A 13,401-nucleotide genomic window follows, 5' to 3' on the forward strand; every position below is an offset into this window, starting at 1 on the left:
GAAAATATATTAAGTTTGATCAATGAGAGACCGGTAAAACATTGTATAGTATTTTACACAGGATTATGGACTTGACTTTCGAAAAACTTACTTTATTTAAATAATTGTCATAGGCTTTCATAATCGCTTGGCTATATTTGTTTGAAGACTGTATATCCTCTCCCTCCATCATATATAAATTATTGTATCCTTCCATTTGGGTGTTTTTAGGATCATTGCCACTTTTATAGACTACTATTCGATTCCTCTTATCTAATAATTTAACACCAGCTAGCTTATTTTCTTTAGCAGTTTGTATACGGTTGCTTGCTTCATCAATAGCGACTCGAGCTTCCTTATCTCTTTGGCAAGTTTCCCATAGCGAAGGGTTCGTCACCCAAGGAGAATCAATCAGATTCGTTCCCATGAAAAAAGAAAATTTCTGTTTTAATTCAGGCGAATGATAAATATATCTAAGTCCAACAGCTAACGGAGAGTTATCTTTTCCAAGTATGATGTTTTTATCGTCTATCTGCTTGACTTGAGAAAATTTAATTGAGGCATCCTGGATTTTTTCTGTCATTTTTAACGTAACTAGTAGCTCATATTTTTTAAATAATTCTGACAACTCAATTCGATTTTTGAGTTTCAAGTTTGATAAATCAAAATTTTTATAAGTGTCCACTGCCTGATGAAATTCTTTCCAATAAGGCAAGTTTCTGTCTTCCGGTGATAAAAAAGTAGTATAGTGTTTAAAAAAATACTCTCTCAAATTTTCTATTTTTGTAAATTGCAAATCACAAAAATAATAATACCTGACTGTGCTAGTTTGATTAACCGTCTTGAAAGGAACATTCTCATCATTCACAGATGAAGTAGAATGTCTATCTTCCCTTCTTTTTTCAATAGATTTCATCGTTTCTTCTTGTGTAAGATCAACGTACGTTACTTCAGACATCGCCTTTTTAAATCCTTCAAGTAGTATAGTTAAATATCTGTTTGGAACGATTGGTTTTAGTGAACGATCATCTTGTTCAAATTCTTTTACTTCATTTGCAAAATGGATAGTTAGCTTATTCATTTAAGACCACCTTTATTATTACTAAATTATTTTAATTAACCTTGGATTTTTGGTAAAAGTGTTTTTTTAAGCATAGAAATTTTTTCACTTTTCAAAATTATTGAGTTTCAGGAACTTCTTATACTAACGAGCGTTGCGGTACTTTTGACTTTTATATAATTTTAAATTGGTGGTTTTGCCTGTTGTTTTCGTATTATTTTCTTGCTTCTCTACTAGGTCATCAAGATTTCTCCCTCGTAACTCATTGATCTCTTTTTTATCTGATGAAGAATGTAGAGAAACTAATGGTTTTAATTCAAATTCCATTACTTTTTTTTGTTTGCTGATTTGCTTTTGTTCTTTCTTGTCATTGTTAGAATGATCATATGAATCTCTTGAAATTGATAAGCCTGAATAGAATTTTTTTACACATTTTTTCCAAGCTATCGGATTTTTTTCCCAAGGTGCTTTGTTAAAATTTTCCCCATCATAGAATCTAACTTTTTCCTTTAACTTCGAATGATGGTAAACATACCTCATTGCATTCGCTAAATTAGAGCAAGAGTTTCCTTTTATTACATGATTGAGATAATCAAAATTTTTATCGCAAATAAAACAAATCCTTTCATTTTGACATAAATTCACCATGTCCAAAGAGATTCGCCATTCAGAATGTTTAAGGAAATCGGGTAACTTATCAATATCACGTCTTGATAAATACGGTAGGTTAAATTGCTCATACTGGGGAATTAATTGAAAAAATTATCCCAAAATGGATATTCCATTTGTTTCTTTGTAAAATATTTGGATAAAAGACTTTGAATGTTGCTGTTTCTGCTACACTCTGTTGAACTATTTGAAACAAATGGATTGGTTTCCTCTCCTATTTCTATATCCATCAGGCTTTTTTCAACCGCTTCCAAAAATGCTTGACAATATTCATTTGAAAAACTGATTTCAACTTGCTCTCTTTCTTTTTTTAATCTACAAACTTCACCAAAACCGTTTACATAGTGTTGATTAGGTTCTATGTTTGCATCATGAATCAATAGTTTTTTTATAGAGAGGTTGAAATAATCTTTTTTTTCTCCCAATTTGTTAGGTTTCCCTTTATCTCCACTTTTAATTCCTTTGTCTACGTAATCATGGTCTACTGTTAGCCCAGAATTAAATCTATGTATACATGCTCCCCAAACTTCTGACTGCTGTTTCCATGGTGCGTCAATTTCTTCTTCACCCTTATAAAATTTCACCTTATTTTTTAGTTCTGGCACAAGATAAATATAGCGAATATTATTAGCAAATGGTGAAAGGTCTGCACCTGAAATAATCTTTTCATAATCACTATCAGTGCCCCATAAAACAGTAACGTGGATAGCTTTAGTAATCCTTGCCATATCAAGACTCAATCGATCTTCTGAACGCTTGAATAGGGCTTTTATAGCTATATAGTCTTTTTTCTTGATTTCTGAAAGATTAAAATCTTTATACCATTTTGTTACTTTCATAAATTCTTCCCAATAAGGTAAATTTTTTTCATCTTCAGTTAAAAATGTAAGAAAATTCCCAAAAAAACATTCTCTCATTTCATCTAGGGATTGAAACTCTTTACCACAAAAATAACCAGTTTCTCTAGCCATAAGAGCAAAATCAAAGAATTTATAGAATGCAGTAATTTTATTTTTTACGAAAGATTTTCTTTCATTTAGTAAGTCTGCTTCTTCTATCATTGGATCTGGTAAGTTTTTTTCAAATAACTGTCTTGTAATAAACTGTGACTCATCAAAAAAATAATTATATGCCCGGTGAACGGCTTCTAAGTATTCATTTTGAAAATCTGGTTTTATTTTGAGTGATTCATATGTTTTCAAATCAGTCATTCTATTTTTGGAATTATCGTAAACAATTACTACATTTTCATTATTCATTTTCTTCTTCTCCATTTCATCTACTTGATCGCTTTTCTCCTTTAGTGAAAATCAATCTTATTTATAAATGCGATATTCTAAGAATAGACCTAGAACAAAGACGGTCTCATTTAATAATAATTTCCAAGGGAATATGATAAAAATAATGAATAATCTGTGTATCCACGAACTTCCTTTGTCTCCATTCTTAGAAAAAATAAACCTAATCTTATTCATCACTTTTAAAAAGAACGATCATTATCATACTTACTTTTGAAAGAAAAATTTCCTCCCCTTAAATTTTTAAATCTAACATTGTCTTTATTATCTTCGAATAACTTAATTAACCAATGATCTATTTCTGGATAATTTTGCTTAATTTGCTTAATTTTACTATCTGTTTGCGAAATAATAAATGCTACTACATCTCCCGGAACATGATTCACATAAAAACTTTGGTTTTCACTAGTTAATAAATCATCTATTGTTTTTTTGATTCTCTCTAACCCATATTCATTTGCAAACGGGGTTAAAAAATGACCGAATATATCATTAGTTAGTTTTTCTTTTATTTCCTTTACTGATTTCCCTGTCCTGTCTGAAAGATAGGTAAGGCTAATTTCACTAGATATTAGCGCATCGGGTAACAACTCATCAAATTGATTGATTTGTTCAAAATCTACTTTTTTATGAAAAGATTTTAATATTTCCTGCTCTATTTCAGTGAATGGTAATTCACTATCTTCATAGAAAATTTTACGAACTATCAGATCACAATTAGAATTTTGAGATAGAAATTCAGGCAATTGCCGTGCTAATTGTTCAACATATCTTTCAGCTTTCATTTCAGGAGTTGCTTTGTTTTTTAATAATAGATTCCTCAAAGTTTGCATAGACATCCGATTTCTTTTTGCATATTCATGGCTATCATTATATCCACCTACAAAAAAATTCCGTAACACTATTTTCTCAATCTGCTTTTTATTCACTTGCTTCCCTCCAAATTTTAAAAATATTTATTCGTATCCTCAAATGATAAACTTTTTCTAGACATTACTTTTTCCATTCCATGCTATCTTTTTAGTAAGTTTTTCTTTTTCAACTTTTAACTCATTCATGCCATTTTAGATAGCGCTTTCTTTTAAGAACTTTACAGACATACTATCATTGTACTGGATAGGCATAAGTTCTATTTTTTATTTTTTTTTAAATTAAAGTTCTTACTAAGAAAAAAACAAGTCAATTAATTGAACAACAATTCATTTCTCGTTGGATAAAACAATATTCCGAAGTAAAAATCATTGGTAATACGATTATTACGGCGCTTCAAATCAAAGCACTTCAAAAAATAAATATCCAATTGGAGGAGGATATTCTAATTCCAAAAAATCGATTGCCATTTTCATGTTTCACTCAATGAATGATTAAGCGCAATACACATTCTTCGATACGAATATCGTATTGTTACCTTGTACCGTGTTCGTAAATAGGGCTATCCAAGCACATCCATTATTTCGAGCAGTCATGTTTCATACGAATCAAACCTCTCAATTTACTTCATTTGATTTTAGAAAGTCTTTCGAAGAATATCCAATTATTCAATCACTTTCTAAAACTGGTTACGCATGGGACAATACAAAACAATAGAAGCTTTTTTATATATAAAAGTAAGAACTTAACAGGCGAACATTTCATTCTCTTCAAGAAGCAAAATTGATCCACAATCCTCGTTTTTAATTTTTACTAACATTGATTGAAACACTAACCACCATGTTATGACAGTTTCCGTTTATTTTTTACTCTAATAATAGTCATTGCAACACTTGCATCGACACGAATCCCTTCAAATCTTACAGTTTTACTTGTGACGCTGACCTAGAATTCCTTCACATTGAGATCACATCATCATGCTTGAAATCAAAAGAATGATTATACCCGTCCTCATCTCTAGCAGTTTTCGATTGACTCACAGATAACCATCATACCGAAAAAGGCATTCCTCACCGATCTGTAAGGAATGCCTGAAATAGTTAAATATGGATTGGTAATCCTAATGCTAGTTCTGATGCGTCCATTGTGATCTCTCCAAGTGATGGATGTGGATGGATAGTTAAAGCGATATCTTCCGCATTCATTCCTGATTCAATGGCTAAAGCTAATTCTGACACCATATCGCTGGCACCAACACCACCGATTTGTGCGCCAATAACCACATTATCGTCATTTGTTGTGACTAAACGAATGAAGCCTTCAGTTTTCGCAAGTGACAAGGCACGACCATTTCCAGAAAATGGGAATTTATAAGCAGTCGCTTCTAGTCCAGCTTCTTTTGCTTCTTTGATCGTCATTCCAACAGAAGCCAATTCAGGATCCGTAAATGCAACTGCCGGCATTGCTTTATAGTCGACAGCTACCTTTTTGCCTGAGATAGCTTCAGCTGCAATTTTCGCTTCATAGCTTGCTTTATGGGCTAATGCTGCACCGGGTACGATATCGCCGATCGCATATATATTCGGAACATTCGTACGCCCTTGTTTATCCACTTTGATCAATCCGCGTTCGCCAACTTCAACACCAGCTTGTTCTAAGCCCATGTCATCAGTATTTGGACGGCGACCAACTGTTACCATGACATAATCAGCCGTCACAGTTTCTTCTTTCCCGTCAACAGCATATTTGACTGTTACGCTATCGCCATTATCCACTGCTTCTTTTGCCATGGCATTGGTTACGACGGTTACTCCTTTTTTCTTAAAGTCGTCTTCCACTAGTTTCACCAAATCTTTTTCATAAGTTGGTAAGATTTGTGGCGAACCTTCAAGAATCGTTACTTCGGCTCCAAGATTTGCATACGCACCACCGAGTTCCGCACCGATGACACCGCCACCGATGATCACAAACTTCTTAGGTACTTCTTTCAATGCTAGACCGCCAGTCGAATCAAGTACACGTCCGCCAAATTTGAATCCTGGAATTTCGATAGGGCGTGAACCAGTAGCAATGATTGCATTGTTAAATGAATACGTTTGTGCTGAATCTGGATGGATCACACGCAATGTATGATCATCCACGAAGAAAGCTTCTCCTTCAATCGTTTCTACTTTGTGTTTTTTTAGTAAGAATCCAACACCTGAAGTAAGTGTTTTAACTACCTTGTTTTCTTTCCAATCTTGTGTTTTTTCAAAATCAAGAGTAACATTTTCGCTTGTTACACCAAAAATAGTGGAATCAAGTGATTCTTGATAATGGTGTCCTGCAGCAATCAATGCTTTTGAAGGAATACAGCCGACATTCAAACAAACGCCACCGATATATTCTCTTTCGATGATTGCAACTTTTTGACCCATTTCAGCAGCGCGGATGGCTGCTACATAGCCGCCAGGTCCCGCACCGATTACAACTGTATCTAATTCTACAGCAAAATCTCCAACTACCATTTGTTTATCATCCTTCCATCATTAATAGCTCTGGATCAGCTAAAAGACGTTTGATATTGTTCATTGCTTGTTGTGCTGTCGCACCATCAACGATCCGGTGATCGAAACTTAGAGAAAGTTTCATTACTCGACCTACGACGATTTCACCTTCACCATTCACGATCGGTTGTTGTGCAATTGTACCGACACCTAAGATCGCTACTTCTGGATAGTTGATTACTGGAGTAAACCAGCCGCCACCAACTGAACCGATATTGCTGATGGTGATCGTTCCATTACGCATATCATCAGCAGATAGTTTTCCATCATGAGCTAGTTTTGCTTTTTCGTTGATTTCGTCAGCGATAGCAAACATTCCTTTGCGGTCTGCATCTTTCACGTTTGGCACATATAACCCATGATCTGTATCTGTAGCGATACCGATATTATAGTAATTTTTATACACGATTTCTTGTTTTGCATCATCAATCGAAGCATTCAAGACAGGGAATTTTTTCACTGTAGCTGTCAATGCTTTCACCACGTATGGCAAGAAAGTAAGTTTTGTTCCATTGGCTGCTGCAACTTCCTTGAATCGTTTGCGGTTATCCCACAATTTAGAAACTTCAACTTCATCATGTAACGTCACATGAGGCGCTGTTTGTTTGCTGTTGACCATGGCTTTCGCAATAGCCTTACGTGTAGGAGTCAATGCTACGCGTTCTTCTAGATCACCTAGATTTGACTTGAATGCTTGAGCTGGTTTCGCTGATTTTGTTTCAGCTTTTTCAGCAGGAGCAGTTTCTTTTACAGGTGCTGCTGCTTTTGCAGAAGCCCCACCACCAGAAATGAAGTTTTCAATATCTTCTTTTGTCACACGTCCGCCTTTTCCTGTAGCCGTCACTTGAGAGATGTCAACATCTTTTTCACGAGCGAATTGACGAACAGACGGCATCGCTAACACACGTTTATCTGGGTCTGAAACTTCGACAACAGCGGCTGATCCCGATGTTTCGACTTTTTCAGAAGTAGGTGCAGCTGGTTTTGCACTTGATGGAGCAGTGTTATGACCAGGGGCATCGATTTCAACTAATACATCCCCTACATTTGCCACTGTGCCTTCTGGTACAAGAACATTTTTGACTGTCCCTGTTACTGGAGAAGGAATTTCTTCAACTGATTTGTCATTTTGTACTTCTAATAAAGTATCGTCTTCATTGATCGTATCTCCTGCTTTAACAAACCATTTGACGATTTCACCTTCTGCGATACCTTCACCGATATCAGGCAACTTGAATTCAAACACGCCACCATCTGTCGCTTGTGTTTCAGTATCAGCAGTCGGTTCAGCTGCAGGCTGTTCTGGTGTTTGCTCTTTGGCTGCTACACCAGCATCGCCACCGCTTTCCTCGTTATCTTCGTGTCCAGGAGCATCGATTTCTACCAATACATCCCCTACATTTGCTACTGTGCCTTCTGGTACAAGAACATTTTTGACTGTTCCTGTTACTGGAGAAGGAATTTCTTCAACTGATTTATCATTTTGTACTTCTAATAAAGTATCATCTTCATTGATCGTATCTCCTGCTTTAACAAACCATTTGACGATTTCACCTTCTGCGATACCTTCACCGATATCAGGTAATTTAAATTGATATGCCATGATTTAATTACGTCCCCTCTTCTTAGAATTCTGCGATTTCTTTCACTTTTGCTTCAATATCAGCAGCATTAGGTAACCAGATATTTTCTGCTTGTCCAAAAGGAAAGACAGTGTCTGGTGCTGCAACACGGCCGATTGGTGCCTCTAAAGAAAGGATCGCGCGTTCTGAGATTTCAGAAATCACTTGTGCACTTACGCCAGCTTGTCTTTGTGCTTCTTGCACAACTACAACACGACCAGTTTTTTCAACAGATTGAATGATCGTGTCGACATCCAATGGTGCTACCGTACGTAGATCGATGATTTCTACTGAAATATCTTCTTTTGCAAGATTGTCTGCTGCTTTGATTGCTTCACGAACCATTGCACCATATGTGATGATCGAAATATCGGAACCTTCACGTGTGACAGCAGCTTTATCCAAAGGTACTTCATACGCTTCATCTGGTACTTCCTCGCGGAACGAACGGTATAGTTTCATATGTTCCAAGTAGACGACTGGGTCATTACTACGGATAGCTGAAATCAATAGTCCTTTTGCATCGTACGGATTTGATGGGATGACTACGCGAATTCCTGGTGACTGAGCGATCAATCCTTCCAAATTATCTGAGTGAAGTTCTGGTGTATGGACACCTCCGCCGAATGGTGAACGGATCGTGATCGGTAAGTTTCTTGTTCCGCCCATGCGGTATCTTGTACGTGCCATTTGTGCAACGACTTCATCCATTGCTTCAAAAATAAATCCGAAAAACTGGATTTCTGGTACCGGACGGAATCCTTCAAGAGCTAATCCAAATCCAAGTCCAGCGATTCCTGATTCCGCTAAAGGAGTGTCAAAAACGCGTTCTTCGCCAAATTTTTCTTGCAATCCTTCTGTTGCACGGAATACCCCACCGTTTTTACCGACATCTTCACCAAAAACGACAACATTTTCGTCATTTTCTAGTTCCAACGCTAAGGCATCTGTGATTGCTTGAATCATTGTTTTTTGTGCCATGATTATTTCGACTCCTTCGCTTCATAGATTGCAATTTGTTCTTTGATTGTTTGAGGAGAAACTTCAAACATATTTTTCAAGAAATCTGATACTTTTTGTTTTGGTATTTTATCAGCTTCTGCAATTGCTGCTTTGATTTCTTCTTTTGTTTGTTCAATAACTTGTTCTTCTTTTTCTTCTGACCATAATCCTTTTTCAGTCAAATAATTACGGAAACGGATCAATGGATCTTTTTTCTGCCACTCGTCATCCGTATCTTTCGTACGGTAACGTGTTGGATCATCTCCCGATAATGTATGTGGTCCGTAACGGTAAGTTAACGTTTCGATCAACACAGGGCCATTACCACTTACTGCCCAATCGCGTGCCATCTTAGATACGGTATAAACTGCTAATGGATCCATGCCATCAACTTGGATACCTGGAATACCAGCAGCGACAGCTTTTTGTGCTAGTGTTTTAGCAGCTGTTTGCTTTTCACGAGGAGTCGAGATAGCGAAACCATTATTTTGAATGTAGAATACCGCGTTGGCATGGTAAGCACCAGCGAAGTTGATTGCTTCATAGAAATCTCCTTGTGAAGAACCGCCATCACCTGTGTAAGTGAACACTACATTTTTCTTATTACGTTTCTTTAAGCCAAGTGCTACACCAGCCGCTTGAACATATTGTGCGCCAATGATGATTTGTGGTGGTAGAGCTTTCAATTCTTCTGGATAAAAGTTTCCTGCCGCATGTCCGCGTGACCACAAGAATGCTTGTGATAAAGGTAAACCATGTTTAACCAATTGAGGGACATCACGATAACCTGGGAGCAATACATCCTCTTTATCAAATGCAAATGAACTTGCAAGCTGACTTGCTTCTTGTCCTGCTGTTGGGGCGAAAAATCCTAAACGTCCTTGACGATTCAAAGCGGTTGACCGCTGATCTAAAACACGAGACCAAACCATATTCGTCATCAATTCAACTAATTGTTCATCTGATAAATCAGGAACAAGGTTTTCATTTACTACTTTACCATCTTGGTCTAGTGCTTGGTATACTGGAAAATCTGAATTGACTTCTTCTAATAATGCATTGAAGTCGATAAGTGCTTTCTTGTTTGCCATTATCACACATTCCTCTCTCATCTATAAGAAAATCTCATCTTTCTGCGATTGAAACAGTGATATAATCTGTATCACTATTTAACCGTCTTCATTTATAAATTATCACGTATCATTAAGAAACACAAGCTTAAAGCCCAAATTTTCACGATTTAAAAAAATTATGGATATCCGCTTTATTACAATATTAGTGAAGCCAATCACAATCAAGAAAGCGGTTTACATTTTTTTGCCATTATCGCTTGTTTTTTTCGCCCTCACTATACTAGCTGTTACTATTAACAAAGCTTATTGTTATACCTTTTTAACGAACCAAGCAAAAGCTTCTAAAGATATTAGTGATAAAATAAACAAACACTTATATTCTAATTTACTCCTATATGTGCATTTTTTTCAACTAAAAAGCAACAGTCAGGTTTTTTCCAAACTGTTGCACTATTTATTCCTTCATTTTGTTTATGGTTGCAACCAACCTGACAATTCTTCCATTCGTTTGGCAAAAACAATCATTCGATCTTGGTCAAGTCTGCTGAAATTGATCCTTATCCCATTCGTCTCCCGACCAAATAACCAACTAGGGGCTACGCCCAACCCTTTTGCCACCACTTCACTTGCAATTTCTGCCGTCATTTTCTTTCCCTCCCATGTTACCCAGGCATAATATCCACCTTTGATTGGCCAAACATTGAAAAAGTTCTGCTTCTGTGCCCATTTCTGCAACAACAAACTTTTTTCCTGCAGTTTTTTACGCACAAGTACTAGTTTCGCATCATAACTTTCTTCGAAAACTGCAGTAGCAGCAATTTGTGTAAAGATACTCATGGAGAATTCCATCATTTGTTGTGCTTTGGCTAATTTGAAAATCAACGTTTGCGGGCCGATTATCCAACCGATTTTCGTCGTATTCCCAAGTAATCTAGATAAAGAACCAACATATAGAACATTTTCAGGATCGAGTGAATGGATAGAAACAGGGCTTTTTTCAACTTCCTGAAACGAAAGATCACTAAAAACATCATCTTCAACGATTGGGACCTGATACTTCCTACATAGTACGACTAAATCATTTCGCCGTTTTTGCGACATGACTTTTCCGGTAGGATTTTGAAAATTAGGGTTGACTAGTACAGCTTTGATTTTATTTTTTTGGATGGACTTTTCTAAAATAGCCAAATCTATCCCTTCATCATCCATCGGAATACCAAATAGCCTAGTCCCTGTTGCTCTAAACAAAGCCAAACGATAGAAAAAGGAAGGTGATTCGACTGCTACTGCATCTCCATTGGCGAGAAGTGTTTGTAAAATCAAAAAAATAGCTTGTTGCCCCCCCACCGTCACTAATAACTGTGTGCGGGAAAAATCAAATTGAAACTCGTCACTTAAATATCCTTTAATTTTTTCTACTAATGGAAGATAACCTAGATCCGTCATTTTTTGCTCTTCAGTGATCATTTCTGCCATCGTATGTGCCGGAAATTGTACATCAGGCAATAGTTTATTTGGCATTTCACTGGAGAAAAGATCCAGAAAATCTGGTTGTTTTTTTGCTTCCTTGATCCGTTCTTCATACCAGTCATCTACTTGCTCATAGCGCTGAGAAAAAAGTTCACGCCAATTGATTCGTGGAACAGAAAACTTTCCCCATTCCGTTTGATTGACATAGCGTCCACTTCCCTGTCGACTAGTAAGAACTCCAAGATCACGTAATTCATCCAACGCACGTACCACTGTTGTCCGATTCGTCCTAAAAGCAGCCGCCAATTTTCTCTCAGAAGGCAATCTTTCCCCAGGAGCTAGATTGCCATTTTCGATATTTTTCATTATCTGATCCATCATTTGCCGATAGATCGGTCCCTTCATTTTATCTATTTCTTTCCACATATTTTTTCTCCAGTTTTTTTCTTTATTTTAACGGATTTCCCGTAGAAAGAAACAGAAAATAAAAAATAAGAGCACGATAAAAGGAAAAATCACCTTTGTCGCACCCTCTAAATCGGAACTAACCACTGCTTTGTGTCAATAACATAAGATTCTTAGGAATTTGAAAAACAACTCCTCTGAATTTTCCTTATTTATCGAAGACCACTTTCTGCTATCTCCGTTTTTATTTCATCGATCTTCTTTAGATCGTATCTCCATTGAAAATCGAATTTTTCACGATTACATAATCTACTTTTCGAATAGCTTCAAGGTCTCTTCCACCTGCGTAGGAGATCGAAGACTGTAGATCTTGCTGCATTTCAATCAGTGTATCTTTTAATGATCCTTTATGTTGGATCCAAATTTTCTTACCTTCGACATTTTTCTTTTCACCTTTTTGGAACTCTGATGCAGAACCGAAATATTCTTTATATACGACACCATTCTCCACTTTTGTTTCTCCAGGTGATTCTTCATGTCCTGCAAAAAGCGAGCCAATCATTACCATCGTTGCACCAAAGCGTACTGATTTCGCAATATCACCATGCGTACGAATACCACCATCAGCAATAATCGGTTTTCTTGCTGCTTTTGCGCACCATCTAAGAGCCGCCAGTTGCCAACCACCAGTACCAAAGCCTGTTTTGATCTTAGTGATACATACTTTCCCAGGTCCAATGCCGACTTTCGTGGCATCAGCACCGGCATTCTCTAATTCACGGACTGCTTCTGGTGTACCGACATTTCCAGCAATCACAAAGGTTTCTGGCAAATGCGCTTTGATATGTTGGATCATTTCAATGACAGAATTTGAATGACCATGTGCAATATCGATTGTGATATAGTCTGGCGTTAAACCTTGTTTGGCTAACTCTTCTACAAAAGAATACTCTTCCTTTTTCACCCCAACACTGATCGAACTAATCAATTGGCGTTCCTTCATTTTTTTGACAAATGGGATTCTTGCCGTTTCATCAAAACGGTGCATGATATAGAAATAGCCATTTTCTGCTAGAAATTCTGCGATCGAGTCATCGATGATCGTCTGCATATTCGCCGGTACTACAGGCATCTTGAATGTGTGTTTTCCTAGAGTAACGGTCGTATCACACTCTGAACGGCTATTCACGATACATTTATTAGGAATTAGTTGGATATCTTCGTAATCAAATACTTTCATTGACATCATCCTCCTGATGTTCGAATACAGTAAAACACGAACATTATTTACTTTCAAAGCACTTATTTTTAGCGCCCTATGTAATTTAACCTAATTTAAATAAAAAATCAAGAGAAAAAGCAAACAAAAAAACAAAATCAGTATTTCCTCGCAGATTTTGTTTTTTT

The 13,401-nt window shown here is 36.6% G+C and carries 10 protein-coding genes; all 10 read right to left on the reverse strand.

The window, feature by feature from the left end; all coding sequences use genetic code 11:
- Positions 1 to 19: 19 nt before the first annotated feature.
- The 10 genes from DVW83_RS09685 to guaC all read right to left on the reverse strand — a co-directional run bounded on the left by DVW83_RS09685 (position 20) and on the right by guaC (position 13,234).
- A complete protein-coding gene (locus DVW83_RS09685) occupies positions 20 to 1,060 on the reverse strand; it encodes a hypothetical protein (protein ID WP_137239316.1) in 1,041 nt (346 codons plus the stop codon).
- Between the two features lie 123 nt (positions 1,061 to 1,183).
- The gene (locus DVW83_RS09690; RefSeq protein WP_137239318.1) at positions 1,184 to 1,693 is read right to left on the reverse strand and encodes a hypothetical protein; all 510 of its coding nucleotides are present in this window, start codon (positions 1,691 to 1,693) and stop codon (positions 1,184 to 1,186) included.
- Between the two features lie 95 nt (positions 1,694 to 1,788).
- Positions 1,789 to 2,967, reverse strand: a complete 1,179-nt coding sequence (locus DVW83_RS09695) for a hypothetical protein (RefSeq protein WP_137239320.1) — start codon at positions 2,965 to 2,967, stop codon at positions 1,789 to 1,791.
- Positions 2,968 to 3,188: 221 nt separating this feature from the next.
- Positions 3,189 to 3,935, reverse strand: coding sequence for a hypothetical protein (locus DVW83_RS09700; protein ID WP_104660267.1), 747 nt, complete (start codon positions 3,933 to 3,935; stop codon positions 3,189 to 3,191).
- A 1,041-nt stretch (positions 3,936 to 4,976) separates the two neighbouring features.
- Positions 4,977 to 6,383: a dihydrolipoyl dehydrogenase gene (gene lpdA, locus DVW83_RS09705; RefSeq protein WP_005876491.1), complete on the reverse strand. Its 1,407-nt coding sequence runs from the start codon at positions 6,381 to 6,383 to the stop codon at positions 4,977 to 4,979.
- Between the two features lie 7 nt (positions 6,384 to 6,390).
- Positions 6,391 to 8,025 (reverse strand): dihydrolipoyllysine-residue acetyltransferase, encoded by a 1,635-nt coding sequence (locus DVW83_RS09710; RefSeq protein ID WP_104660268.1) that lies wholly within the window; start codon positions 8,023 to 8,025, stop codon positions 6,391 to 6,393.
- 22 nt (positions 8,026 to 8,047) lie between these two features.
- Complete coding sequence (locus DVW83_RS09715) at positions 8,048 to 9,025, reverse strand: alpha-ketoacid dehydrogenase subunit beta (RefSeq protein ID WP_137239322.1); 978 nt, start codon at positions 9,023 to 9,025, stop codon at positions 8,048 to 8,050.
- 2 nt (positions 9,026 to 9,027) lie between these two features.
- Positions 9,028 to 10,137, reverse strand: coding sequence for a pyruvate dehydrogenase (acetyl-transferring) E1 component subunit alpha (gene pdhA, locus DVW83_RS09720; RefSeq protein ID WP_104660270.1), 1,110 nt, complete (start codon positions 10,135 to 10,137; stop codon positions 9,028 to 9,030).
- Positions 10,138 to 10,590: 453 nt separating this feature from the next.
- The gene (locus DVW83_RS09725; RefSeq protein WP_104660271.1) at positions 10,591 to 12,015 is read right to left on the reverse strand and encodes an aminotransferase-like domain-containing protein; all 1,425 of its coding nucleotides are present in this window, start codon (positions 12,013 to 12,015) and stop codon (positions 10,591 to 10,593) included.
- A gap of 241 nt (positions 12,016 to 12,256) precedes the next feature.
- A complete protein-coding gene (gene guaC / locus DVW83_RS09730) occupies positions 12,257 to 13,234 on the reverse strand; it encodes a GMP reductase (protein WP_104660272.1) in 978 nt (325 codons plus the stop codon).
- Positions 13,235 to 13,401: the final 167 nt, after the last annotated feature.

This window comes from Enterococcus sp. VV15, from assembly GCF_005236045.1.
GTDB lineage: Bacteria > Bacillota > Bacilli > Lactobacillales > Enterococcaceae > Enterococcus_B > Enterococcus_B durans.